This is a genomic window from Pseudomonas synxantha, from assembly GCF_900105675.1.
GTDB classification, from domain to species: domain Bacteria; phylum Pseudomonadota; class Gammaproteobacteria; order Pseudomonadales; family Pseudomonadaceae; genus Aquipseudomonas; species Aquipseudomonas synxantha.
The window spans coordinates 5,777,344-5,803,418 of record NZ_LT629786.1; the positions used below are offsets into that span (position 1 = coordinate 5,777,344).

Genomic DNA, 26,075 nt, shown 5'->3' on the forward strand with positions numbered 1-26,075 from the left:
ATGATCGCTACACCGGTGCCGCAAAGTTAAGCCTGAACTGTTGCGGCGTAACGCCCAGCCGGCGGTTGAACACACTGCGCATGTGCTGGGCGTCGCGAAACCCGCATTGATAGGCCACGGTCTTGAGCGGCGCGTGGCTGCTTTCAAGCATCACCCGCGCCGCATCCACCCGCGCACGCTCGACAAATTCGGCTGGCGTGATCCGCGCTTCTCGGGCGAACACCCGGGAGAAATTGCGCGCACTCATATTGGCGGCCCTGGCCAAGTCGGCGATGGTCAAATCGCCGGTCAGGTTGGCCAGCACGTACAACTGCACCAGCGCCACCGCCGAGGTAGTTTCGGCATGGGGCGTGAGGAACGGACTGAACTGCGATTGCCCGCCCGAGCGCTGGGTGAACACCACCAGGCGCTTGGCCACGCTCAACGCGACTTCCGGGCCGTGGTCCTGGGCCAGCAGGTACAGTGACAAGTCGATACCCGCCGTGACCCCGGCCGAGGTGTAGAGGTTGCCGTCCTGCACGTAGAGGCGGTCGGCTTCGACCCGGGCCGAGGGGCACACACGCGCCAGGTCCGCGGCATCGCCCCAATGGGTGGTGACGGTTTTACCCTCCAGCAGGCCGGCGCGGGCCAGCATGAAGGCACCGTTGCAGATCGAGCCGAAGCGTTGTGCCCTTGCGGTGGCAGCACGCAGCCAGTCATCAAACTGGGGACCGAAGTTTTCGAAGGGCAGTTGCGGGCCGCCGGCGACCAGCAGCAGGTCGTAGGATTGCAGAGCTTCGCTGTAGTGTTTGTGGGCCTGCAAGGACAGGCCGTTGGAGGCGGCCATAGAACCGTGACCGAAGCCGATGACCTCCAGTTGGTAGTGATCTTCGGGAGCCAGGAAGCGGTTGGCCTCGCAGAACACGTCCATCGGCCCGGTCACATCCAGTGACTGGACGCCGGGGAAAATCAGGATGGCGACGGTTTTGCTCATGAAGTCACACCTTTTCTAACTTGAAAAACACTAATCCCCTGTGGGAGGGGGCTTGCTCCCGATAGCGGTGGGTCAGTCACTGCATCTATTGACTGACCCACCGCTATCGGGAGCAAGCCCCCTCCCACATTTGGATCTTCGCAGGCAACACCCTAGCTGATTTGAGCTTGGCACGATGTATAGACAAATTGGCCGGGATCACTCCCTCGCCGTAATAGCCCTTGCGCGGGTGCACGACCAGACTGGAGTCCTTTCCAGAGGAGAACCACCATGAGCACCACCATCGCCGGCATCCAGATCCCCGACAGCGCCTTGGCCAAGGCCACCACCGAATATATCCGCGACGTCGAGTCCGACCTGCTCTACCACCACTCGCGCCGGGTATTTCTGTTCGGCGCCTTGAGCGGCGAGCGCAGGCAACTGGCCTACAACCCGGAGTTGCTGTACGTGGGCGCGATGTTCCACGACCTCGGCCTGGTGGAAGGCCATCGCAGTGACAACGAGCGTTTCGAAGTGGACGGTGCCAATGCCGCCGCCGCGTTCCTCAAGCCCTATGGGCTGAGCGATGACGACATCGAACAAGTGTGGTTGTCGATCGCCCTGCACACCACGCCTGGCGTGCCTAAGCACTTGCGCCCCACCGTGGCGCTGGTGACCGCCGGTGTCGAGATGGACGTGCTGGGCATGGACTACGCCGCGTTCAGCAGCGTGCAGCGCGAAGCGGTGGTGCATGCGCATCCACGGGGTGAAGGATTCAAGGAGTGCATCATCTGCGCGTTTGCCGACGGCTTGCGCCACCGCCCGCAGACCACGTTTGGCAACGTGAAGACCGATGTGCTGGTGGATCAGGAGCCGGGGTTCAAGCCGATGAGTTTTGTTGAGGTGATTCGTAAGTCGCCATGGGCAGCATAACCAAATTGGAATGCCATCAATGTGGGAGGGGGCTTGCTCCCGATTGCTGAGTGTCAGTCACTGCATCTGTTACTGACCCACTGCTATCGGGGGCAAGCCCCCTCCCACATTTTGAGCCCAGTCCGGCAGTCAGACCGGCGCTGGCGCCCGGCGCTTGTCCGGCTGCTGCCAGCCATCCGCCGCGGCTTCTTCGATGGCTTGCTGGATGGCTTTCTTGCGATGCTCTTCGGCCCGGCGGCTGAAGAACCACACCAGGAAGGTCACCAGCGATACCGCCAACAGAATCAGGCTCGCCACGGCGTTGATCTCAGGCTTGACCCCCAGGCGCACCGCCGAGAACACTTCCATCGGCAAGGTGGTCGAGCCCGGGCCCGACACGAAGCTGGCCAGTACCAGGTCATCCAGGGACAGCGCAAAGGACATCATGCCGCCCGCCGCCAGCGACGGCGCGATCATCGGGATGGTGATCAGGAAGAACACCTTCCATGGCCGTGCGCCCAGGTCCATAGCCGCCTCTTCAATCGACAGGTCCAGCTCACGCAGGCGCGCCGACACCACCACCGCCACATACGCCGCACAGAACGTCGTGTGCGCGATCCAGATGGTGACGATGCCACGCTCCTGGGGCCAGCCGATCATCTGTGCCATGGCCACGAACAGCAGCAACAGCGACAGGCCGGTGATCACTTCCGGCATCACCAGCGGTGCGGTCACCAGGCCGCCGAACAGCGTGCGGCCCTTGAACTGGCTGATGCGCGTCAGCACAAAGGCCGCCAAGGTGCCCAGCGCCACTGCGGCCACCGCCGTGTAGCAGGCGATTTCCAGGGAGCGTGCCACCGAGCCCATCAACTGGGTGTTGTCCAGCAGGCCCACGTACCACTTGATCGACCAACCGCCCCACACCGTCACCAGCTTGGATTCGTTGAACGAATAGATCACCAGGATCAACATCGGCAGGTAGATAAACAACAAGCCTGCGACCAGCATGAAGCTGGAGAAACGAAAGCGCTTCATATCTTGCCCTCCAGCTCTTTGGCCTGGCTGCGGTTGAACAGGATGATCGGCACGATCAGGATCGCCAGCATCACCACGGCCAAGGCAGAAGCCACCGGCCAGTCACGGTTGTTGAAGAACTCTTGCCACAGCACTTTACCGATCATCAGGGTTTCCGGGCCGCCGAGCAGTTCAGGAATCACGAACTCGCCCACCACCGGGATAAACACCAGCATGCAGCCGGCGATGATGCCGTTCTTGGACAGTGGCACAGTGATTTTCCAGAAGCTGTTGAAGGTGCTCGAACCGAGGTCGGAGGCGGCTTCCAGCAGGCTTTGGTCGTGTTTGACCAGGTTGGCGTACAGCGGCAGGATCATGAACGGCAGGTACGAGTAGACCACGCCGATATACACCGCGATGTTGGTGTTGAGGATCTGCAACGGTTCGCTGATCAGCCCCATGGACATCAGGAAGCCATTGAGCAAGCCGTTGTTGCTGAGGATGCCCATCCACGCATACACGCGGATCAGGATCGCGGTCCAGGTCGGCATCATGATCAGCAGCACCAGCACGGTTTGCATCTCTTTGCGTGCGGTAGCGATGGCGTAGGCCATCGGGTAGCCAATCAGCAGGCACAGCAGCGTGCTGAAAAACGCCATCTTCAGCGAGCCCAGGTACGCGGCGATGTAGAGCTCGTCGCCCGCCAAGAGGCTGTAGTTGGCCAGGTTCAGCACCACTTGCAGCTTTTGCTCAACGTAGGTGTAGATCTCGGTGTAGGGCGGGATCGCCACGTCGGCTTCGGCAAAGCTGATTTTCAATACGATGAAAAACGGCAGTGCGAAAAACAGAAACAGCCACAGGAAGGGAATCCCGATGACCACCTGCTTGCCATTGGGGATTATGCGATCCAAGCGCCGCTTGAATTTCTTCATGTTCATGAGCGAAGTACCACGCCGCTGTCGTCTTCCCACCACACGTAAACCTGATCACCCCAGGTTGGGCGCTGGCCACGGCGTTCGGCGTTGGCGACGAAGGACTGCACCAGCTTGCCGCTCGGCAGCTCCACGTAGAACACCGAGTGCCCGCCCAGGTAGGCGATGTCGTGCACCTTACCGCTGGACCAGTTGTGCTCGCAGGTCGGCATTTGGGTAGTGACCAGCAGTTTTTCCGGGCGGATGGCGTAGGTCACCGATTTGTCTTCCACCGCGGTGGCGATGCCGTAGCCCACGTAGATATCGCGGTCCAGATCAGCGCACTTGAGCACTGCGTGGCCTTCGGCGTCGTCCACCACCTGGGTGTCGAAGATGTTGACGTTGCCGATGAACTCGCACACCAGGCGGCTGGTGGGGGTTTCGTAGATATCGATGGGGCTGCCGATCTGGGCGATCCAGCCCAGGTGCATGATCGCGATACGCTCGGCCATGGTCATGGCCTCTTCCTGGTCGTGGGTCACCATCACGCAGGTCACGCCGACGCGCTCGATGATTTCCACCAGCTCCAGTTGCATCTGCGAACGCAGCTTCTTGTCCAATGCGCCCATGGGCTCATCGAGCAGCAGCAGTTTCGGGCGCTTGGCCAGGGAGCGGGCCAGGGCCACACGCTGGCGCTGGCCACCGGACAACTGGTGCGGCTTGCGCTTGGCGTACTGGCTCATCTGCACCAGCTTGAGCATCTCGGCCACGCGGGCGTCGACTTCGGCCTTGGGGATCTTGTCCTGCTGCAGGCCGAACGCGATGTTCTGCGCAACGGTCATGTGCGGGAACAAGGCGTAGGACTGGAACATCATGTTGATCGGCCGCTCATAGGGCGGCATGTCGGTGATGTCCACCCCGTCGAGGTAGATGCGACCTTCGGTCGGGCGCTCGAAACCTGCAAGCATGCGCAGCAAGGTGGATTTGCCCGAACCCGAACCGCCGAGCAAGGCGAAGATCTCGCCTTTCTTGATTTCCAGGGACACATCGTCCACGGCAATCGTCTCGTCGAACTTCTTCGTGACCCGGTCGATTTTGACCAGCACCTTTTTCGGTGTCTGGTCGCCCTCGAGGGCTTTCTTATAGGCGCCGGAGGCAACTGCCATTTACGAAACTCCCAAAAAAACGGTGCGGTTCGCCTTAGGCGGGCGAACCCAGGATAGTTTGAGCCTTACTTGCCCGTCTTGACCTTGGTCCAGCTACGGGTCATTAAACGCTGCACTTTCGGGGGTAGCTCGAAGTTGACGAAAGTCCGCTCGAGAACCGCCTGCGGTGGGTAAACCGCTGCGTCAGTGCGTATCGATTGCTCCATCAGCTTGTCCGCCCCTGGGTTAGGGTTGGCATAACCGACCTGATCACTGACCTGAGCGATCACCTCAGGCTGCAGCAAATAGTTGATGAAGGCGTGGGCTTCCTTGACGTTGCTGGCATCCTTGGGGATCGCCAGCACGTCAAACCACAGGTTGCCGCCTTCTTTCGGGATCGTGTAGGCGATATTCACGCCTTTGCCTGCCTCAGCCGCACGGGCCTTGGCCTGGAACACATCGCCGGAGAAGCCGGCCGCCACGCAGATATTGCCGTTGGCCAAGTCCGAGATGTATTTGGAGGAGTGGAAGTAGGTTACGTAGGGCCGCACTTTCAGCAGCTTTTCCTCGGCTTTCTTGTAGTCGGCCGGGTTGGTGCTGTTAGGGTCCAGGCCCATGTAGTTGAGCACGGCAGGCAGCATTTCGTCTGCCGAATCCATGAAGGACACGCCGCAAGTGGCGAGCTTCTTCATGTTTTCCGGCTCGAACAACACGGCCCAGGAGTCGATATGGTCGACGCCCAGCACTTCCTTCACTTTGTCGACGTTGTAACCGATGCCATTGGTACCCCACAGGTACGGCACTGCGTACTGGTTACCCGGGTCGTTCTTTTCCAGACGCTTGAGCAGTACCGGGTCGAGGTTGGCGTAGTTCGTCAGCAGTGACTTGTCGAGCTTCTGGAACGCCCCGGCCTTGATCTGCTTGCCGAGAAAATGGTTGGACGGCACCACCACATCGTAGCCGGTACGCCCGGCGAGCAACTTGCCTTCCAGGGTTTCGTTGGAGTCAAACACGTCATACACGGGCTTGATGCCGCTGGCCTTTTCGAAGTTGGCCAGGGTGTCGGGGCCGATGTAGTCCGACCAGTTATAAATATGCACCGTCGGTGCGGCCTGCACGCTCGCAGCCAGCGTGATACCTGCACCCACCAGCATGGCTTTGCGAAATAAAGAAATTGGCAAGTGGAGGTCCTCTTAAATAGTTGGGCCTTAGAGTTGTTGCCCGGCAACAAAACCGGCGCGCAACTTACCCTCGATAAACCGATCCGGCAAAACTTTCTTTGATCTAATTTGTGGGAGGGGGGGAAATTGCCCCCTCCCACAACTAACAGGACTTACTTGCCCGACTTGATCTTGGTCCAGCTGCGTGTCATTTCCCGCTGGGTTGCAGCCGGCAGGTCAGCAATCGCGTAGAGCTTGGCCTGCACGTCCGCCGACGGGTAGATGCCCGGGTCGCTGGTGATGTCTTTGTCCACCAATGCGGTGGCCTTCTCGTTACCGTTCGGGAAGCGCACGCTGTTGGTGATCGACGCCATGACTTCGGGCTTGAGCAGGTAGTTCATGAAGGTGTAGGCCGCTTCGACGTTTTCGGCATCCTTGGGGATGGCAACCATGTCGAAGAAGCTGCCAGCGCCTTCTTTCGGAATGTCGTAAGCCACTTTCACTTTGCCACCGGCTTCAGCCGCACGGGACTTGGCCTGCTGAATGTCACCCGAGTAACCCACGGCTACGCAGATATTGCCGTTGGCAAGGTCGGAGATGTACTTGGACGAGTGGAAATAGCCGATCGAAGGACGGATCTTCAAGAACAGGTCTTCGGCCTGCTTGAGATCGGCTTTCTTCTGGCTGTCGGTCGGCAGGCCCAGGTAATGCAGCGCAATCGGCAGCATTTCGGTTGGCGAGTCGAGGAAGCTCACGCCGCAGCTTTTCAGCTTGGCGATGTTTTCCGGCTTCATCAGCACATCCCATGAATCGATCTTGTCTACGCCCAGCGCAGCCTTGACCTTCTCCGGGTTGTAGCCGATGCCGATCGAGCCCCACATGTATGGGAACGCGTGCTTGTTGTCCGGGTCGCTGACCGACACGGCCTTAAGCAGGGATTTGTTCAGGTTGCTGTAGTTAGGCAGCTTGGACGTGTCCAGTTCCTGGTACACACCGGCCTTGATCTGCTTGGCCAGGAAGTTGTTGGACGGCACGACAATGTCGTAGCCGGACTTGCCTGCCAGCAACTTGGCCTCCAGGGTCTCGTTGCTGTCGAAAACGTCGTACACCACCTTGATGCCCGACTCTTTTTCAAAGTTGGCAATGGTGTCCGGTGCAATATAGTCGGACCAGTTATAGACGTGCAGCACTTTACTGTCTGCCTGGGCCGCGCCCGCCATTGCGCCCATCAGCGACAAGGCGAGGAGGGTCTTGCCAGCGTTTTTCAAACCTAATGCCTTCATTGGGTGATGCTCCGATTTTTTCTTTTTTGGGCCACAAGCTTTATATGTTTTACGGCCCAGCCAAAGGGCAACAAAACAGGGCGACAGTCTGGCAAGTTCCGAGGCCGGCTTTCAACCAAAGCCTCACATATAACTGCCCGGTGCGCAGCGCCCGAACGCCGCTGCGCACTGAGCCTAGCACTTAGCCCTGCAATGCCGCCAAGGTCAGGTCCAGGCACTGGCGAGCCTTGCTGACCAGCTCGTCAATTTCAGCCTTGCTGATCACCAATGGCGGCGAAATGATCATGGTGTCGCCCACGGCACGCATGATCAGGCCATTCTCGAAGCAGAAGGTTCGGCAGATCATGCCGACGCCCTTGCCTTCATAACGCTTGCGCGTGGCCTTGTCCTGGACCAGCTCAATCGCACCGAGCATGCCCACGCCGCGCACTTCGCCCACCAGTGGGTGATCTGCCAGTTCCCGCAGACGTTTCTGCAAATACGGTGCCGTTTCATCCTGAACACGCTTAACGATTTTTTCGTCGCGCATGATGCGGATGTTTTCCAGGGCCACCGCCGCCGCTACCGGGTGACCGGAATAGGTGAATCCGTGGTTGAAATCGCCGCCTTCATTCAGCACCTCGACCACTTCATCACGCACGATCAGGCCACCCATGGGGATGTAGCCCGAGGTCAGGCCCTTGGCGATGGTCATCATGTGCGGCTTGAGGTCGTAGAAATCGCTACCAAACCACTCACCGGTACGGCCAAAACCGCAGATCACTTCGTCGGCAACAAACAGGATGTCGTACTTGGCGAGGATTTCCTTGATGCGCGGCCAGTAGGTGGCTGGCGGCACGATCACGCCACCGGCGCCCTGGATCGGCTCGGCAATAAAGGCACCGACGTTGTCCACGCCCAGTTCCAGGATCTTTTCTTCCAATTGGTTGGCCGCCCACACACCGAACTCATCGGGGCTCATGTCGCCGCCTTCGCCAAACCAATATGGTTGGGCGATATGGGTGATGCCCGGGATCGGCAAGTCGCCCTGTTCATGCATATAGGTCATGCCGCCCAGGCTGGCGCCGGCCACGGTGGAACCGTGGTAGCCATTCTTGCGGGCAATGATGGTTTTCTTGTTCGGCTGGCCCTTGATCGCCCAATAGTGGCGGACCATGCGCAACATGGTGTCGTTGCCTTCGGAGCCGGAGCCGGTGAAGAACACATGGTTCATGCCGGCCGGTGCGATGTCGGAAATCGCCTTGGCCAGTTCCAGCACCGGCGGGTGCGCGGTCTGGAAGAACAGGTTGTAGTAAGGCAGCTCTTTCATCTGCTTGGCGGCGGCATCGGCCAGTTCATCGCGACCGTAACCGATCGCCACGCACCACAGGCCGGCCATGCCGTCGAGGATCTTGTTGCCTTCGCTGTCCCACAGGTAAACGCCGTGGGCTTTGGTGATGATCCGTGGGCCTTTCTCTTTCAATTGCTTGAAGTCGCTGAACGGCGCCAGGTGGTGATCATTGCTCAAGGCTTGCCATTCACGGGTTTGCGGGTTGTTGCTGGACATACCAATCTCCTAGACTTTTCAGGTGAAGGCGCGTCTTTCCTACGACGCGCCCGGCGCATCAGACGGCGAAGAGCAGGAATTCCCGCTCCCACGAACTGATCACGCGCTTGAAGTTTTCATGCTCGGCCCGCTTGACCGCGACGTAGCCTGTGATGAATTTCTGCCCCAGGTATTTCTCGATGGTCTTGCTGTTTTCCATACGCTCCAGGGCGTCTTCGATGGTCAACGGCAAGCGCAGATTGCGGCGCTCATAACCACGGCCGACTACTGGCGCGCTCGGGTTGTGGCCTTCGACCATACCGATGTAGCCGCACAACAGGCTGGCGGCAATCGCCAGGTAGGGGTTGGCATCGGCGCCCGGCAGGCGGTTCTCCACGCGGCGGTTCTGCGGGCCGGCATCCGGTACGCGCAGGCCGACGGTGCGGTTTTCTTCGCCCCACTCCACGTTTACCGGCGCCGAGGTATCGGGCAGGAAGCGGCGGAACGAGTTCACGTTGGGGGCAAACAGCGGCAGCAATTCGGGGATGAATTTCTGCAGGCCGCCAATGTGGTTGAGGAACAGCTGGCTCATGGTCCCGTCTTCATTGGAGAAGACATTCTTGCCGGTGGCGATGTCGATGATGCTCTGGTGCAGGTGCATCGCGCTGCCGGGCTCGCCGGTCATTGGCTTGGCCATGAAGGTGGCGGCCACATCGTGCTTGAGCGCGGCTTCACGCATGGTGCGCTTGAACACCAGGATCTGGTCGGCCAGGGACAGGGCATCGCCATGACGGAAGTTGATTTCCATCTGCGCCGTGCCGTCCTCGTGGATCAGGGTGTCGAGGTCCAGCTCCTGCAGTTCGCACCAGTCGTAGACGTCTTCGAACAATGGGTCGAATTCGTTGGCGGCTTCTATAGAGAAGGACTGGCGACCGGTTTCCGGGCGGCCGGAACGGCCAATCGGCGGCTGCAGCGGGAAGTCCGGGTCTTCGCAGCGCTTGGTCAGGTAGAACTCCATCTCCGGCGCCACGATGGGCTGCCAGCCACGGTCGGAGTAGAGCTTGAGGACTTTCTTGAGTACGTTACGCGGCGACAGCTCGATCGGGTTGCCTTGCTTGTCGTAGGTGTCGTGGATCACCTGGGCGGTCGGCTCGATAGCCCACGGCACCAGGAACACCGCGTTCTGATCGGGGCGGCAGATCATGTCGATATCGGCCGGGTCGAGCAATTCGTAATAGATGTCGTCTTCGACATAGTCGCCGGTCACGGTCTGCAACAGAACGCTCTCGGGCAGGCGCATGCCTTTTTCGGCGATGAACTTGTTGGTCGGCGAGATCTTGCCCCGGGTGATGCCGGTGAGGTCGCCAATCATGCATTCGACTTCTGTGATCTTGTGGTCTTTCAACCAATCGGTGAGCTGGTCGAGGTTGTTACTCATAAATGCCTCTGGGCTGGGTTTCCTGGCATCCATTAAAAGGCCAGGCGTTGGTTGACGCAGCATCCGCGTCGTTTTTACATTCAGGGTAGGAGCTTACCTGCCATTTGCTGCAGCGTTGCATTCCTCACGCCAAACTTGTGCAGAATCATGAGCAACCCCGCAGGCGCAAGCCATTGAGAGGCAAATTCGAGGGCAGTGAAGAAGCAAAGAAGAGGTCGGCCCGGGCGTCAAGAATATTGATCGCGGCGCAGGGGTTCACGCAGGACACATGAACGGGTGAAAAAGCCCGACTGGAGCAGGCCAAGACGCCAAGTGGCGGCAGGAGAAACATGAAGCACCCCGGTATTATTGCTGTTATGGGTTTGAATCGAGCTTAGCCTTGTTCATTTTTTTACACAACACCCCCGTAAAAAATCCTAGACGGCCCGCTCAAACCTGCGAGTCCCAAGCACATCAAACCCGGAAAACCGCCCCAAAATCCCGCAAAAAAGCCCTCAAGGCGCTTTTTTAGGGCAAAAAAGCCCTCGCTTGACTTCGGCATGCCGTTCGGGTTGACTGAAACCAGAAAAGATCAATGATTGATATTTTTAACAACAAAGGTGTTGCATCATGTCGGTACCCCCGCGTGCCGTTCAGCTTAACGAAGCGAACGCGTTCCTTAAGGATCATCCTGAGGTTCTGTACGTAGACCTTCTAATTGCGGATATGAATGGTGTGGTGCGCGGTAAGCGCATCGAACGCACCAGCCTCCACAAGGTTTACGAGAAGGGCATTAACCTGCCTGCCTCTTTATTTGCCCTGGATATCAACGGCTCGACGGTGGAAAGCACCGGCCTGGGCCTGGACATCGGCGATGCTGACCGAATCTGTTATCCAATCCCCGATACCCTGTGCAATGAACCCTGGCAAAAGCGCCCTACCGCGCAGCTGCTGATGACCATGCACGAACTTGAAGGTGAACCTTTCTTCGCCGATCCGCGCGAAGTGCTCCGCCAAGTTGTAAGCAAGTTTGACGACCTCGGCCTGACCATCTGCGCCGCCTTCGAGCTTGAGTTCTACCTGATCGACCAGGAGAACGTGAACGGCCGCCCACAACCGCCCCGCTCGCCTATTTCCGGCAAACGCCCGCATTCGACACAGGTCTACCTGATCGACGACCTCGACGAATACGTCGACTGCCTCCAGGACATCCTGGAAGGTGCGAAGGAGCAAGGCATTCCGGCCGACGCCATCGTCAAGGAAAGCGCCCCGGCGCAGTTCGAAGTGAACCTGCACCACGTCGCCGACCCGATCAAGGCTTGCGACTACGCGGTACTGCTCAAGCGCCTGATCAAGAACATCGCCTACGACCATGAGATGGACACCACCTTCATGGCCAAGCCTTACCCAGGCCAGGCAGGCAACGGTCTACACGTGCATATCTCCATTCTGGACAAGGACGGCAAGAACATCTTTGCCAGCGAGGATCCCGAGCAGAACGCCGCATTGCGTCACGCAATCGGCGGTGTGCTGGAGACCCTACCCGCCCAAATGGCGTTCCTGTGCCCCAACGTCAACTCCTACCGTCGTTTCGGCGCACAGTTCTACGTGCCCAATTCGCCGTGCTGGGGCCTGGATAACCGCACCGTGGCGATTCGCGTACCCACCGGCTCGTCCGACGCCGTACGTATCGAACACCGTGTGGCTGGCGCCGACGCCAACCCTTACCTGCTGATGGCTTCGGTGCTGGCGGGCGTGCACCACGGCCTGACCAACAAGATCGAGCCAGGCGCACCGGTGGAAGGCAACAGCTACGAGCAGAACGAGCAAAGCCTGCCGAACAACCTGCGCGACGCCCTGCGTGAGTTGGACGACAGCGAGGTAATGGCCAAGTACATCGATCCTAAGTACATCGATATCTTCGTCGCCTGTAAGGAAAGTGAGCTGGAGGAGTTTGAACACTCCATCTCCGACCTTGAGTACAACTGGTACCTGCATACCGTGTAAGTGGTTGCGGCATTGAAGAAGCGCCACAGGCTCAGGGTCTGTGGCGCTTTTTTATGGGCTTATTCCGGGAGACCGAATTGGCCTCATCGGGAGCAAGTCGAATCGTCGCTCCGCCCCTCCCACATTTTGAATGTATTCACAGATCTAAATGTGGGAGGGGGCTTGCTCCCGATGGCGGCCTGGAAGACAACACACCTCCCTGCTCATACAATGCCCGCTGCCTTGTAGGAGACTTCCATGCCCACCCGCCCCGCCACGCCTCGCAAACCCCGCGCCCGCAGCCGGGCCCGGATCGACGCGATCCTCGATGCCGCCCGCACCTTGCTGGCCACCGAAGGCGTGGCGAGTTTGTCGATCTACAGCGTGGCCGACCGGGCGCAGATTCCACCGTCGTCGGTTTATCACTTCTTCTCCAGTGTGCCGGCGTTGCTGGAGGCGTTGACTTCTGACGTACACGCCGCTTTCCGCGCCGCCATCCAGGCGCCTATCGAGCATGAGTCACTCAGGCACTGGCGCGACCTGTCCTGCATCGTTGAACAACGCATGCTCACCGTTTATGACCAGGACGCCGCTGCACGCCAGTTGATCCTGGCCCAGCACGGGCTGACCGAAGTCACCCAAGCCGATCGTCAGCATGACCTGGAGCTGGGGGACTTGATGCTGGAGGTGTTCAACCGCCACTTCGAAGTGCCGAGCTTGCCCAAGGACGTGGATGTATTTGCCCTGGCGCTGGAGCTGAGCGACCGCGTGTATGCGCGCTCGGTGCATCAGCATGGGCTGATCACGCCGCGTATGGCGGAAGAAGGGATGCGGGTGTTTGATGCTTATGTGGGGCTTTATTTGCCGGCATATCTACCCAAGCGGTGAGCCTTGTGTTGGCTGGGCCGGCCCTATCGGGGGCAAGCCCCCTCCCACATTTTGACCTTATTGTTCCTGAATAAACGCGGTCCAGTGTGGGAGGGGGCTTGCCCCCGATAGCGGTCTCAAGCAATCACAACTTGGCAATCGACACCTCAGTGGATTTCACAAAGGCAATCACTTCACTGCCAATCACCAACTCCAGCTCTTTGACCGAACGCGTAGTGATCACCGAAGTAACGATGCCGGACGCAGTCTGTACGTCGATTTCCGACAGCACGTCACCGACCACGATTTCCTTGATGGTGCCTTTGAACTGGTTACGCACGTTGATGGCTTTGATAGTCATGGTGTTCTTCCTTCTTAGGACAAGTGGGTTATTGCGCCCAACGCAATTGCGTCGGCAGCGGTGAAACAGGTTCGGGTTCCGGCGGTGAGCCGGGCAGCGACAGCACGCGGTTGAGCACCTCGGCCTCCAACGCGGCCAGGCGGTGTGAACCACGGGCCCGTGGGCGCGGCAGGTCGACGTTCAGGTCGAGGCCGATTTCGCCGTCTTCAATCAGAATCACACGGTCGGCAATCGCCACGGCTTCGCTGACATCGTGGGTCACCAGCAACACAGTGAAACCGTGCTTGCGCCAGAGGTTCTCGATCAGTTGCTGCATCTCGATGCGGGTCAGGGCGTCCAGCGCCCCCAGCGGCTCGTCAAGCAGCAGCAGGCGCGGCTGGTGGATCAACGCACGGGCCAATGCCACGCGCTGCTTCTGGCCACCGGACAAGGCAGCCGGCCATTCATTGGCGCGCTCGGCCAGGCCCACCGCTTCGAGGGCCTCCAGCGCCCTGGGGCGCCAGTTGCCCGTAAGGCCAAGGCCGACGTTGTCGATGATCTTTTTCCACGGCAGCAAACGCGCTTCCTGGAACATCAATCGTGTGTCTTCAATCGCCTCGTGCAGCGGCGCGGAGCCGGCCAGCAGCTCGCCGCCACTGGCCTTGTCCAGCCCCGCCAGCAGGCGCAACAAGGTACTCTTGCCGCAGCCGCTGCGACCGACCACGGCCACGAATTGACCGGCCGGAATATGCAGGTCGATGTCCTTGAGCACTTCGCGAGTGCCGAAGGATTTGCGTAATTTGCGCACCGCCAGGGGGATGCCCTTGAGCAGGCGCGGGGGTTGTTGAGCTGTCATGCCGCACCTCCTTTGACTTGATACGCCGGGTGCCAGCGCAGCCATACCCGCTCCAGGCCACGCGCCGCCAGGTCGGCGAGTTTGCCGAGGATCGCGTACATCACGATGGCCAGCACCACCACATCGGTTTGCAGGAACTCACGGGCATTCATCGCCAGGTAGCCGATACCGGAGCTGGCCGAAATGGTTTCCGCCACGATCAGCGTCAGCCACATAAAGCCCAGGGCAAACCGCACGCCAACCAGGATCGACGGCAGCGCGCCCGGCAGGATGACTTGCCAGAACAGGCTGAACCCCGACAGGCCATAGCTGCGCGACATTTCCACCAGCGCCGGGTCGACGTTGCGGATACCGTGATAGGTGTTCAGGTAGATCGGGAACAACGTGCCCAGGGCCACCAGGAAAATCTTCGCGGTCTCGTCAATGCCGAACCACAGGATCACCAGCGGGATCAGCGCCAGGTGCGGCACGTTACGAATCATCTGCACAGAGCTGTCCAGCAAGCGCTCGCCCCACTTCGACAACCCGGTGATAAAGCCCAGGGCCAAACCGATGCTGCCGCCGATCACAAAGCCCAGGCCGGCACGCCAGCCACTGATGGCCAGGTGTGTCCAGATTTCGCCGCTGACCACCAGGTTGACTCCGGCTTCGATCACCGCACTCGGCGCTGGCAGGATGCGCGTCGACAGCCAACCCGCCGAGACTGACAACTGCCACACCGCCAACAACAAGATCGGCAGCACCCAGGGCGCCACGCGATGGCTGAATTTTTCAAATTCCATGGCGGCGCCTCAACTCTGTGACGCAGCTTTGGGAAGAATATCGTTGGCGACCATCTCGCCGAAGGGGCTGACGTAGCCAGCGCTTTTCGGCAACTCGGGACGTTCGATATCCAAATGCGGGAACAACAGCTCGGCGACCCGATAAGACTCTTCCAGGTGCGGATAACCGGAGAAGATAAAGGTATCGATGCCCAGGTCCGCGTATTCCTTGACCCGCGCCGCAACCGTTGGGCCATCGCCGACCAGCGCAGTCCCGGCACCGCCCCGCACCAGGCCGACGCCGGCCCACAGGTTGGGGCTGACTTCCAGGTTGTCACGGCTACCGCCATGCAAGGCCGCCATGCGTTGCTGGCCGACCGAGTCGAAGCGCGCCAGGGATGCCTGGGCGCGGGCGATGGTGTCGTCGTCCAGATGGGAGATGAGTTTGTCGGCGGCTTTCCAGGCCTCTTCGTTGGTTTCGCGCACAATCACATGCAGGCGAATGCCGAAGCGCAGGGTACGTCCGAGTTTTTCGGCCTTGGCGCGAACCTGGGCGATTTTTTCCGCGACCGCAGCCGGAGGCTCGCCCCAGGTCAGCACCATTTCCACCTGTTCGGCTGCCAGGTCCTGGGCGGCTTCGGAGGAACCACCAAAGTACAGCGGCGGGCGTGGCTGCTGGATTGGCGGGTAAAGCAACTTGGCGCCTTTGACGCTGATGTGCTCGCCGTCGTAGTCCACGGTTTCGCCCTCCAGCACCCGGCGCCAGATGCGGGTGAATTCCACCGAGGCCTGGTAGCGCTCTTCGTGGCTGAGGAACAAGCCGTCGCCGGCCAGCTCTTCGGGGTCACCACCGGTGACCAGGTTGAACAACGCACGGCCTCCGGACAGACGGTCGAGAGTCGCGGCCTGACGTGCAGCCACCGTCGGGGAAATGATCCCGGGGCGCAGCGCGACGAGGAATTTCAAGCGCTGGGTCACTGGAATCAGCGAGGCCGCCACCAGCCACGAGTCTTCGCAGGAGCGACCGGTGGGGATCAACACCCCACCGAAACCCAAGCGGTCAGCGGCCTGGGCCACTTGCTGCAGGTAACCGTGGTCGACGGCGCGAGCGCCTTCGGCGGTGCCAAGGTAATGGCCGTCGCCATGGGTAGGCAGGAACCAGAAAATATTGAGGCTCATGGAGTTGTCTCCTGAAGAAGTCGAATTACGGCGCTTTGGCAACCGCGGCGGGTGGCGTCCAGATCACGTCCTTGATACTCAAGGGCTTGGGGATCAATTTGAGTTGGTAGAAGGTGTCGGCGATTTTTTGCTGTGCGGCGACTACTTCGGGCGTCAGGAACAGCGCGCCGTAACCCTGGCGTTTCACCGAGGTCAGGGTGATGTCGGCCGGCAGGCCCAGCAGTGGCGCGACTTGTTCGGTGACCTGCTCAGGGTTGGCCTTGGACCACTCGCCCACTGCGCGCACTTCTTCCACCAATGCCTTGATCACTTCAGGGTGTTGCTCGGCATAGGGCCTGGTGGCCAGGTAGAACTGATGGTTGTCGGCGATGCCAGTGCCGTCACGCAGGGTGCGGGCCTGCAGCTGATTCTCGGCGGCAGCCTGGTAGGGGTCCCAGATCACCCAGGCATCTACGCTGCCGCGCTCGAATGCGGCGCGGGCATCGGCGGGCGGCAGGAATACCGTCTTCACGTCGGTGTAGTTGAGGCCGGCATCTGCCAGGGCACGCACCAGCAGGTAGTGCACATTGGAGCCTTTGTTAAGCACAACCTTTTTACCCATCAACTCGGCCACCGATTTGATCGGCGAGTCCTTGGGCACCAGGATCGCTTCGCTGGTGGGCGCTGGCGGTTCGTAGGCGACATAGAGCAGATCAGCGCCGGCAGCCTGGGCAAAGACCGGCGGGGTTTCGCCGGTGACGCCGAAATCGATGGCGCCGACGTTCAGGCCTTCCAGCAACTGCGGGCCACCTGGGAACTCGGTCCACTGCACCTGCACGCCTTGGGCGGCGAGGCGTTTTTCCAGGGAGCCCTTGGCCTTGAGCAGCACCAGGGTGCCGTACTTCTGATAACCGATCCGCAGGGTCTCGGCGGCTTGGGCTTGTACAATGGCGCCGAAGGACACAGCCGCAGCAAACAGTGCGACCAGACCACGACGCAAGATGACAGTGCGCATGGCGCTCTCTCCACAGTTGCGATTAAGGTTTTGGCTGCACCTGCTTGGCCGTTGGCGGCTGAGTAAGGTGAGTGTTTCTCGATATTGGGTAAGGCTCAGATGCTCCAGCGAGCGCTCAACAAACGTTCATTCAATACATCTGGGTCCAGTGGTTTCGGGCGCCGGGCCATTGCGCTGTAGAGCTGTTCCAGGGCCTCGTGCAGACGCTGCTCGAGCACTGGCACCAGTTGCGCCTGGGCGCTGCCTTCGCCGTAGGCGATCTGGCTGTCCTCGGCAAAAATACCGTGGAGAAGCTCCTGGGCTTTGAGGGCCGACAACACCGGCTTCAAGGCGTAGTCCACCGCCAGCATGTGGGCGATGCTGCCCCCGGTGGCTATCGGCAACACCACCTTATGCGCCAGGGCGCGCTCAGGCAGCAGGTCCAATACAGTTTTCAGCGCGCCGGAAAACGACGCCTTGTACACCGGCGTCGCGATCACCAGGCCGTCGGCATTGGCCACCTGTTGCAGCAGGTCGATGACTTTGGGGCTGTCGAAGCGCGCATGCAGCAAGTCCTCTGCGGGGAAGTCCCGTATCTGGTAACTCACCACCTCCACGCCCTGGCGCTGCAGCCATTGACGGGTTTTATCCAGCAGCACCCCGGAGCGGGAACGCTGGCTGGGACTGCCTCCAAGTGTTACGACCAGCATGTAGGGAATTCCTTAAGCAAGTGTCAGCGGTTCGCGGTGTGGCGATGGCGCCAAGATGGAACAGACCTTAGCAGCAGATTTATATATCTATAAATCTTATTTATTCATTTGTTTATTCCATAAAAACATATGCGTTTTATTATTCGCCAGGCGAAAAAAAAGGCCGTTAAAACGGCCTGAAAACCCCTGCATGTGTGCTTTAAATGTGGGAGGGGGCCTGCTCCCACATGGGATCTATGTCATCGGTTGGGTTGCGGAGTGAGGCGCAGGTACGGCTTCACGGCGCGGTAGCCCTTCGGAAAGCGTTTCTTGATCTCTTCCTCATCCTTGAGCGACGGCACGATCACCACCTCATCCCCATCCTGCCAGTTGGCCGGCGTGGCGACCTTGTGGTTGTCGGTCAGTTGCAGTGAGTCGATCACCCGCAGGATTTCATGGAAGTTGCGCCCGGTGCTGGCCGGGTAGGTGATGGTCAGGCGGATCTTCTTGTTCGGGTCGATCACGAACAAGGAGCGCACGGTGAGCGTGTCACTGGCGTTCGGATGGATCAGGTCGTAAAGGTCCGAGACCTTGCGATCAGCATCGGCCAGGATCGGGAAGTTGACGATGGTGTTCTGGGTTTCGTTGATGTCTTCGATCCACTTGTGGTGCGAGTCCACCGGGTCTACCGACAGGGCGATGGCCTTGACGCCACGTTTGGCGAATTCGTCCTTGAGCTTGGCTGTGAAGCCCAACTCGGTCGTGCACACCGGGGTGAAGTCCGCCGGATGGGAAAACAGCACACCCCAGCTGTCTCCCAGCCATTCGTGGAAACGAATCTTGCCGGCGCTGGAATCCTGTTCGAAGTCGGGGGCGATGTCGCCCAGTCTTAGGCTCATGGTGTGGCTCCTGATGGGTGCTTATGGAGCCCACTGTGCATGGATTTGGGATTATTTAAAAAGAATAAATATCGATTTATCTAGACGATAAAGGAATATTAAAAATGTGTTCATTGGACTTGGGTACAGGCGAGGATCAACATTGTTTTCAAGGTTCGAGAAGGCCTTGAGACGCTGTAAAAGAGAGTTCAGGAAGGGCTTGCGGGGGTTGAGCCCGACTTGAACAAGCAAGACACCTTGCCCGGCATTGCGCCGGGCAAGGCTTTACAGACTTACAACAGCGGGATCGAGTAGCTGACGATCAGGCGGTTTTCGTCCTGGTTACGTGCGTTGGCGATATCGCTGCGCCACATAGCGTTTTTCCACGCCACGCCGACGTTTTTCAGCGGACCTTCCGGTACGACGTAGGCAACAGTGATGTCACGTTCCCACTCGGACTGGCCGGTGAACTCGGCACGGTTGCTGGCAACGGTGTCGATATGGTCGCCCTTGAGGTACACGACGCCGGCGGTCAAGCCAGGTACGCCGACCTTGGCAAAGTCGTAGGAGTAGCGAGCTTGCCAGGTGCGCTCGCCAGCACGGGCGAACTTCTGGATCTGCATGTCGGTAGTGATGTAGGCCGACGAGCCGTCACCCTGTCAACCAAGGGAAGTCGCTGCTGCCGTTGCTGACCTGGTAACCGCCACCGAAGGTGTGACCGGCAACGGAGTACAGGAACAGACCGCTGTACAGGTTGTTATCCACCTTGCCACGACCGTTGTTGACGCCACCGTAGTTACCTGTGGAGAAGTAGGCAGACTGGTTGCCATTGTTACCGTCGTCGGAGCTGTTGAAGTAACGCAGGTCGGACTTCAGCACGCCAGGGCCGATAGCCCAGTTGTGGGTCAGGCCCAGGAAGTGTTGCTTGTAGAAATCTTCCAGGTTGCCGTAGTAGTACTGGGCGGTCAGGTCCTTGGTGATCTTGTAGTCACCACCGGCGTAGTAGAACTTGTTGCTCGAACGCCAGTTCGCACCACGGCTGTTGGCGCCGGAGATGGACAGGCTTTCATTGTTGCTGGAGTTACGGCCCTTGGCTTTTTCGATCTGGCCGGCGACCAGGGTCAGGTCCTTGATGTCGCTGGAGGTGATCTGGCCACCCTGGAAGGTCTGCGGCAGCATACGACCATCGTTGGTGACGATGACCGGCAGCTTAGGCTGCAAGGTACCCAGCTTCAGTTCGGTCTGGGAGATCTTGGCTTTGGCAGTCAGACCCAGGCTCGAGTAGTTATCAACGGCTTCGCCATTGGACTTGCTCGGGAAGATAGTGCCGCCGTAGGAGCTGGCAGTTGCGCCGTTGGTACCGCCGCCGGAATCCAGGCGAACACCCAGCAGGCCGATAGCGTCAAGACCGAAGCCAACGGTGCCTTGGGTATAACCGGAGATAAAGCGCAGATCGAAGCCTTGGCCCCATTCTTCGTTCTTGCTCGGGTTGGCGGTGCCTTCACGGTTATCGGTGTTGATGTAGAAGTTACGCAGGCCCAGTGTGGCCTTGCTGTCTTCGATAAAGCCGGCAGCGCCTGCTTGCTGGGCAACTGCGCCCAGGGCTACAGCCAGTGCCAAGGTGGACTTATTCATGTACCGCTCCTCTCATTTCTAATTTTTGTATTTCTTTGGTCCCGGGTCTGACGCCCTGGATCCACAGATGCGCGATTAGCGCCAGATAGTGACTGCCAAGTCAATCGTAACCTTGTGTGTCTACTACCTTGGTCTAATCGCAGTTGATTTGGTCCCTGCAGGGTAATGAGTTTTTCATACACCCAAAAAGAATTATTTCATTCTTTTTCATACGATCCAGGAATAAGACTTTCCATGCAGCAGACGGGTCAGGATAGACTCTCCGCTCCATAAGCTAATTCCTAAAGGGTATTTACCAGTGCTTTTTTAGATCGATTAGTGTGCCCGTACGGTTGCACACGTCACTCACGATCAAAAAGGCGACGCCATCATGGCCAAACGCACATCCTCCCGTCAATTTGTTACAGTTTTTGTATCGCTAATACTTTCTTTTAGTGTCAGTGCCGCCGATTTAACCGTCGGTTATCAAACCGGCATCGACCCCAGCAAAGTCCCCCAGGCCGACGGCCTTTATGAAAAAACCATTGGCGAGAAAATCGCCTGGCGCCGGTTCAACAGCGGGCCGGAGGTGGTCACGGCCATTGCCTCGGGTGATGTACAAATCGGCAACCTCGGCTCCAGCCCCCTCGCCGCAGCCGCTTCGCGCAATCTACCCATCGTCGCGTTTATCGTATCGGCACAGATCAACACTTCTGAAGCCTTGGTAGTGCGTAATGGCAGTGGCATCGACAAACCCGAAGACCTGATCGGCAAAACCATCGCCACACCATTCGTCTCAACCTCCCATTACAGCCTGCTCGGCGCGCTGAAGCACTGGGGGCTGGACACTAAACAAGTCAAAGTGGTGAACCTGCAACCGGCCGAGATCGCCGCCGCCTGGAAGCGCGGCGATATCGACGGCGCATTCGTGTGGTCACCGGCCCTGGGCGAAATCCGCAAGACCGGCAAGACCCTGACCGATGCGGCGCAGGTGGGCCAATGGGGCGCACCGACGTTTGAAGTGTGGGTCGCGCGCAAGGATTTCGCCGAAAAACATCCTGAGGTAGTGGCCAGGTTTGCCAAGGTCACCCTCGATTCATTCGCCGACTATGCCGCCCATAAAGAAAGCTGGACGGTGGATTCGGAGCCGGTGCAGAAGATCGCTGGATTGACCGGCGCCAATGCGATCGACATTCCTGAGCTGCTGGCTGGCACAACGTTCCCGGATGCACAGGCGCAGCAAACCGATGCGCTGCTCGAGGGCGGCACGGCGAAGGCGATTGGGGAGACAGCGAAGTTCTTGAAGGAGCAAGGCAAGGTGGAGACGGTGTTACCGGATTATTCGGCGTATGTGACCGACAAGTTCATCACAGAATAAACGCGGTCCAATGTGGGAGGGGGCTTGCTCCCGATTGCGGTCTGTCAGTGACTTATCTGTTAACTGACCCACCGCTATCGGGAGCAAGCCCCCTCCCACATTTACAACGCTTTCTCGAAAATTTTCGAGTTGCGCTGATAGTTGTAAAGAGACGCCCGCGCCGACGGCAGGCGGTCCACGCTGCTCGGCACGAACCCGCGCTCTCGGAACCAGTGGGCCGTACGAGTAGTGAGCACGAACAACGTCTTCAACCCCTGGGCCCGGGCCCGGGTCTCAATGCGCTCCAGCAATTCATCGCCGCGCCCACCGTGGCGATATTCAGGGTTAACTGCCAGGCAAGCCAACTCCCCCGCATCTGAATCCGCAATCTGGTAGAGCGCCGCGCAGGCGATGATCATGCCTTCGCGCTCGACCACGCTGAACTGTTCGATCTCACGCTCCAGCACTTCCCGCGAGCGGCGCACCAGGATGCCCTGCTCCTCCAACGGGCTGATCAGGTCGAGCAAGCCGCCGACGTCTTCAATCGCCGCTTCGCGTACCAGCTCGAATTGTTCCTGGGCCACCAGCGTACCGCCGCCGTCCCGGGTGAACAGCTCAGTGAGCAAGGCGCCGTCTTCGGCATAGCTGACGATGTGGCTGCGCCCCACTCCACCCCGACAGGCTTGCGCAGCGGCATCAAGCAGCTCGGCTTGATAGTTGCTGCCCAGGCGTTGCAGGTGCGCTGGCACTTGCTGTGGGCGCAGCTCACGCACCAGGCGACCGTTTTCATCGATCAGGCCCAGGTCGGCACCAAACAACAGCAGCTTGTCGGCGCCCAAATCGATGGCGGCGCGGGTGGCGACGTCTTCGCAGGCCAGGTTGAAGATCTCACCGGTGGGCGAATAACCCAATGGCGACAGCAGCACAATGGAGCGTTCGTCCAACAGGCGGTTAATGCCCTTGCGGTCGACCCGGCGCACTTCGCCGGTGTGGTGGTAGTCGATGCCCTCAAGCACACCAATCGGCCGCGCGGTCACCAGGTTGCCGCTGGCCACCCGCAGGCGCGAGCCCTGCATCGGCGAGGAGGCCATATCCATGGACAAGCGCGCTTCAATGGCGATACGCAAATGGCCTACTGCGTCGATCACGCACTCCAGCGTCGACGCATCGGTGATGCGCAAGCCTTCGTGGTAAGCCGGGGTCAGGCCGCGGGCCTGCAGGCGGGTTTCAATCTGTGGACGCGAACCATGCACCAACACCAGCCGCACACCCAGGCTGTGGAGCAGCACCAGGTCGTGGACGATATTGCCGAAGTTCGGGTGGTCCACACCATCGCCGGGCAGCATGACCACAAATGTGCAGTCGCGATGGGCGTTGATGTAGGGCGAAGCATGGCGAAGCCAATTGACGTATTCGGGCATGGAACCTGGGCCTGTAATAAAAAGCAGCCGAAAAAAGGATGAGTCGCAAAAACGCACAGCGGGCTGATGGTTATCGTCGGAACAGGCTTGGCGACACGCTCGCTCTCCTTATGTACGAATGGGCAAAGGTTAATTTATGCAGGCTTCAGGCAGTAATGTTCGACCAGTTCCCGCAATAGACGCACTGTAGGCGTCAAGCGTGACATTTCGAGGTACTCGCCCGGCTGGTGGGCACAGGCGATGTCGCCGGGGCCAAGCACAAGGGTTTCACAACCAAGGCGCTGAAGATAAGGCGCTTCGGTGCCGAACGCTACTGCTTCGGCACGATGACCGGTCAAACGTTCCGCCACCCGCACCAACTCGGCGTCCTCAGGCTGCTCGAAAGGCGGCACTTCGGGAAACAACGGCGCGTAATCGATCTTGACCTTGTGGCGCTCGGCCAGGGGTTCGAGCTTCTGCCGGATCGCCGCACGCAGCACCTCGGGGTCCATCCCCGGCAAAGGGCGCAGGTCGAATTCCAGGGAACACTGGCCGCAAATGCGGTTGGGATTGTCGCCGCCGTGGATGCAGCCGAAGTTCATGGTCGGTTGCGGCACGCGAAATTGCGCATTGCGATACTCGCGCTGCCAGGCCAGGCGCAGGCCGCGCAATTCGCCAACGGCATCGTGCATGGCTTCGAGGGCACTGTGGCCCAGGCTTGGGTCCGACGAGTGGCCGCTGCGGCCGAGGATATCGATGCGTTCCATCATCACGCCCTTGTGCAGGCGGATCGGTTTGAGGCCCGTCGGCTCGCCAATCACCGCCGCCCGCCCCAGAGGCCGCCCCGCCTCGGCCAGGGCGCGTGCACCGGACATGGAGCTTTCCTCGTCACAGGTGGCGAGGATCAGCAGCGGCTGCTTGAACGGCTGGTCCAGCAACGGCAACACCGCTTCAATGGCCAGGGCAAAAAAACCCTTCATGTCGCAACTGCCCAGCCCTACCCAACGGCCATCGACTTCCGTCAGCTTGAGCGGATCGGTCTTCCACAGCGCCTCATCATAAGGAACCGTATCGCTATGGCCCGCCAGCACTAAGCCACCGGGGCCGCTGCCGAAACTGGCGAGCAGGTTGAATTTGCCAGGGCTGACTTGCTGGATGTCGATAGCAAAGCCCAAGTCGCCCAGCCACGCGGCGAGCAGATCGATCACCGGGCGGTTGGTCTGGTCGAGCGACGCTTGGGTGCAGCTCACCGACGGTGCGGCGATCAAGGCGGCGAACTGCTCTTTCATGGACGGTAACGGCATGCGCGGTCTCCCAACTTCCCGGATGAAGCTCACTATAGAGGCATCTGCACGACACAATAAACCGTTGCGCCACGTTGCCGGGCTCAGTCCTGTACACTGCACGACCTTGGCAGCCACATTTTTCCCCGGCTGCGCTCCCGATCCTGGATTTTCCGGCCATGCAGAAAGAAACCGAAATCAAGCTCCGCGTCAGCCGCGAAACCCTCGCCGCGCTGCGTGAGCACCCGCTACTGAAAAAACGCAACAAAAGTGGCTGGGAACGCCGTGAGTTGATGAACCAGTACTTCGACACCCCCGAGCGCGACCTGGCCCAGGCCAAGGTTGCCCTGCGCCTGCGCAAGGACGGTGACGACATCATCCAGACCCTCAAGACCCGTGGCCAAAGCGTCGCCGGCTTGTCGGAACGCAACGAGTACAACTGGGACCTGCCCAAAGCCAAGCTCGACGTGAAGAAACTCGACGGCGAATGCTGGCCCGAGCAACTGGCTGAGCTGGACAAAAAGACCCTCAAGCCGATCTTCACCACCGACTTCGTCCGCGAACGCGCCGAAATCGCCTGGGGTCGCGGCAAGGCCAAGGTGGTGATCGAAGCCGCCCTGGACCTGGGCCATGTGGTGGTCGGCAAGCAGAAGGAAGAAATCTGCGAGCTGGAACTGGAACTGCGCGAAGGCGAACCCGCTGCCCTGCTGGAACTGGCCGCCGAACTGGCCGCAACCCTGGCGCTGATGCCCTGTGACATCAGCAAGGCCGAGCGTGGCTATCGCCTGTACGACGCCAGCAGCTACTCCCTGAGCCTGCCTGCGCCGCAGATCCACGCCGAAATGCCGCTGGACGATGCTTTCGCCGCAATCATGTGGCACCTGCTGGGCAGCAGCCAGCGCCTGGCCGAGCAATACCGTTTCAACGGCCACTGGCGCCTGCTGCAGGACTGGGTCGAAAACCTCGGCGAACTGCGCGCCCTGATCGGCAGCCTCGGCCAGGCCGCCCCGCGTCAGTCCACCAGCGAGCTGCGCAGCGCCCTGGATGCACTGCTGGAAGACTGGCGCCCGCTGGTCCAGGCCGGTGATGACGATGAAGACATTCGCAAAGCCGCGCCGGAGCAGTTCGTCGAAGAATTGACCGACGTGCGCTGGGGCCTGTTCTCACTGAACACCTCGCGCTGGCTGCTCGCCCGCACCTGGACAGCCGAGCGTAACGTGCGCGGTAACCGCCAGGGCGCAGCGCAAATCACCAACTGGCTGCCACGCCTGCTGGCCGATGACGCCGTGGCCCTGCAACTGCCACGCTACCAGCAACAGCCGGAAGACCTGGCCGAGCAACTGCCGCGCATCGAACGCATCCAGGCCTGGCTGCACCATGCGCGTCATGTGGTGGACATTCCAGAACTGGACCGCTTGTACGGCGAGCTGAACAAGCTGGCGCACCTGGCTAACCAGCCGATTACCGATGAGTCGCTGGATGCGCGTATGCATCAGGCGATTGCGGTGTATCAGAATCGGGCCTGGAAGACGCTTCTGCGCCTGTAATATTGCCATCGGGAGCAAGCCCCCTC

At 59.8% G+C, this 26,075-nt stretch carries 22 protein-coding genes and 1 pseudogene; 5 read left to right on the top strand and 18 right to left on the bottom strand.

Translation table 11 applies throughout. The annotated features are described in order from the left end of the window. Window positions 1-7 precede the first annotated feature (7 nt). Window positions 8-973, bottom strand: coding sequence for a GlxA family transcriptional regulator (locus BLU48_RS26785; protein WP_057022785.1), 966 nt, complete (start codon window positions 971-973; stop codon window positions 8-10). Between the two features lie 270 nt (window positions 974-1,243). Here BLU48_RS26785 and BLU48_RS26790 point away from each other — a divergent pair, with 270 nt between their 5' ends. Further along, window positions 1,244-1,885: an HD domain-containing protein gene (locus tag BLU48_RS26790; RefSeq protein WP_057022784.1), complete on the top strand. Its 642-nt coding sequence runs from the start codon at window positions 1,244-1,246 to the stop codon at window positions 1,883-1,885. A gap of 129 nt (window positions 1,886-2,014) precedes the next feature. On the opposite strand, the gene BLU48_RS26795 is transcribed toward BLU48_RS26790, so the two are convergent. From BLU48_RS26795 to BLU48_RS26825, 7 genes are all read right to left on the bottom strand, one after another. After that, entirely contained in the window at window positions 2,015-2,899 is an 885-nt protein-coding gene (locus tag BLU48_RS26795; protein ID WP_003195236.1) for an ABC transporter permease subunit, read from the bottom strand. Continuing rightward, window positions 2,896-3,816: an ABC transporter permease subunit gene (locus tag BLU48_RS26800; RefSeq protein WP_005792353.1), complete on the bottom strand. Its 921-nt coding sequence runs from the start codon at window positions 3,814-3,816 to the stop codon at window positions 2,896-2,898. Before BLU48_RS26800 ends, BLU48_RS26795 begins: the two co-directional genes overlap by 4 nt. Next, complete coding sequence (locus BLU48_RS26805; protein WP_046069993.1) at window positions 3,813-4,955, bottom strand: ABC transporter ATP-binding protein; 1,143 nt, start codon at window positions 4,953-4,955, stop codon at window positions 3,813-3,815. The genes BLU48_RS26800 and BLU48_RS26805 overlap by 4 nt, the downstream gene beginning before the upstream one ends. Window positions 4,956-5,020: 65 nt before the next feature. Further along, entirely contained in the window at window positions 5,021-6,115 is a 1,095-nt protein-coding gene (locus BLU48_RS26810; RefSeq protein ID WP_057022783.1) for a polyamine ABC transporter substrate-binding protein, read from the bottom strand. Window positions 6,116-6,267: 152 nt separating this feature from the next. Further along, window positions 6,268-7,362, bottom strand: a complete 1,095-nt coding sequence (locus tag BLU48_RS26815; protein WP_043047043.1) for a polyamine ABC transporter substrate-binding protein — start codon at window positions 7,360-7,362, stop codon at window positions 6,268-6,270. A gap of 196 nt (window positions 7,363-7,558) precedes the next feature. Further along, the gene (locus BLU48_RS26820) at window positions 7,559-8,923 is read right to left on the bottom strand and encodes an aspartate aminotransferase family protein (protein WP_057022782.1); all 1,365 of its coding nucleotides are present in this window, start codon (window positions 8,921-8,923) and stop codon (window positions 7,559-7,561) included. A 58-nt stretch (window positions 8,924-8,981) separates the two neighbouring features. Beyond that, entirely contained in the window at window positions 8,982-10,340 is a 1,359-nt protein-coding gene (locus tag BLU48_RS26825) for a glutamine synthetase family protein (RefSeq protein WP_003195249.1), read from the bottom strand. Between the two features lie 609 nt (window positions 10,341-10,949). Between BLU48_RS26825 and BLU48_RS26830 the strand changes: the two genes are divergently transcribed. Next, window positions 10,950-12,326, top strand: a complete 1,377-nt coding sequence (locus tag BLU48_RS26830; RefSeq protein WP_003213894.1) for a glutamine synthetase family protein — start codon at window positions 10,950-10,952, stop codon at window positions 12,324-12,326. 237 nt (window positions 12,327-12,563) lie between these two features. After that, complete coding sequence (locus BLU48_RS26835; protein WP_057022781.1) at window positions 12,564-13,193, top strand: TetR/AcrR family transcriptional regulator; 630 nt, start codon at window positions 12,564-12,566, stop codon at window positions 13,191-13,193. Between the two features lie 124 nt (window positions 13,194-13,317). Here BLU48_RS26835 and BLU48_RS26840 read toward each other — a convergent pair whose 3' ends face one another. The 8 genes and pseudogenes from BLU48_RS26840 to BLU48_RS26875 all read right to left on the bottom strand — a co-directional run bounded on the left by BLU48_RS26840 (window position 13,318) and on the right by BLU48_RS26875 (window position 20,483). Next, the gene (locus BLU48_RS26840) at window positions 13,318-13,533 is read right to left on the bottom strand and encodes a TOBE domain-containing protein (RefSeq protein WP_003176783.1); all 216 of its coding nucleotides are present in this window, start codon (window positions 13,531-13,533) and stop codon (window positions 13,318-13,320) included. 28 nt (window positions 13,534-13,561) lie between these two features. Further along, window positions 13,562-14,368 carry an aliphatic sulfonates ABC transporter ATP-binding protein gene (gene ssuB / locus BLU48_RS26845; RefSeq protein ID WP_046069997.1) on the bottom strand — a complete coding sequence of 269 codons (807 nt, stop codon included), beginning with the start codon at window positions 14,366-14,368 and terminating at the stop codon, window positions 13,562-13,564. Then, window positions 14,365-15,150, bottom strand: coding sequence for an aliphatic sulfonate ABC transporter permease SsuC (ssuC, locus tag BLU48_RS26850; RefSeq protein WP_057022780.1), 786 nt, complete (start codon window positions 15,148-15,150; stop codon window positions 14,365-14,367). The genes ssuB and ssuC overlap by 4 nt, the downstream gene beginning before the upstream one ends. A 9-nt stretch (window positions 15,151-15,159) precedes the next feature. Then, the gene (ssuD, locus tag BLU48_RS26855; RefSeq protein ID WP_043046978.1) at window positions 15,160-16,308 is read right to left on the bottom strand and encodes an FMNH2-dependent alkanesulfonate monooxygenase; all 1,149 of its coding nucleotides are present in this window, start codon (window positions 16,306-16,308) and stop codon (window positions 15,160-15,162) included. A 25-nt stretch (window positions 16,309-16,333) separates the two neighbouring features. Next, the gene (locus BLU48_RS26860) at window positions 16,334-17,302 is read right to left on the bottom strand and encodes a sulfonate ABC transporter substrate-binding protein (RefSeq protein WP_057022779.1); all 969 of its coding nucleotides are present in this window, start codon (window positions 17,300-17,302) and stop codon (window positions 16,334-16,336) included. A 95-nt stretch (window positions 17,303-17,397) separates the two neighbouring features. Further along, a complete protein-coding gene (gene ssuE, locus BLU48_RS26865) occupies window positions 17,398-17,991 on the bottom strand; it encodes an NADPH-dependent FMN reductase (RefSeq protein ID WP_057022778.1) in 594 nt (197 codons plus the stop codon). A 239-nt stretch (window positions 17,992-18,230) separates the two neighbouring features. Beyond that, on the bottom strand, window positions 18,231-18,869 hold the full coding sequence (locus tag BLU48_RS26870; protein ID WP_003213910.1) for a peroxiredoxin: 639 nt from the start codon (window positions 18,867-18,869) through the stop codon (window positions 18,231-18,233). A gap of 272 nt (window positions 18,870-19,141) precedes the next feature. Next, window positions 19,142-20,483: pseudogene (locus BLU48_RS26875) on the bottom strand (OprD family porin). Between the two features lie 370 nt (window positions 20,484-20,853). Between BLU48_RS26875 and tauA the strand changes: the two are divergent. Beyond that, a complete protein-coding gene (gene tauA / locus BLU48_RS26880; protein WP_057022777.1) occupies window positions 20,854-21,840 on the top strand; it encodes a taurine ABC transporter substrate-binding protein in 987 nt (328 codons plus the stop codon). 101 nt (window positions 21,841-21,941) lie between these two features. Here the strand turns inward: tauA and argA are convergent, their stop codons facing one another. Together argA and argE are read right to left on the bottom strand one after the other, a co-directional pair. Continuing rightward, complete coding sequence (gene argA / locus BLU48_RS26885) at window positions 21,942-23,240, bottom strand: amino-acid N-acetyltransferase (RefSeq protein ID WP_057022776.1); 1,299 nt, start codon at window positions 23,238-23,240, stop codon at window positions 21,942-21,944. Window positions 23,241-23,374: 134 nt separating this feature from the next. Beyond that, window positions 23,375-24,523 carry an acetylornithine deacetylase gene (gene argE / locus BLU48_RS26890; protein ID WP_057022775.1) on the bottom strand — a complete coding sequence of 383 codons (1,149 nt, stop codon included), beginning with the start codon at window positions 24,521-24,523 and terminating at the stop codon, window positions 23,375-23,377. Between the two features lie 158 nt (window positions 24,524-24,681). Between argE and BLU48_RS26895 the strand changes: the two genes are divergently transcribed. Then, window positions 24,682-26,049 carry a CYTH domain-containing protein gene (locus BLU48_RS26895; RefSeq protein ID WP_043046971.1) on the top strand — a complete coding sequence of 456 codons (1,368 nt, stop codon included), beginning with the start codon at window positions 24,682-24,684 and terminating at the stop codon, window positions 26,047-26,049. Window positions 26,050-26,075: the final 26 nt, after the last annotated feature.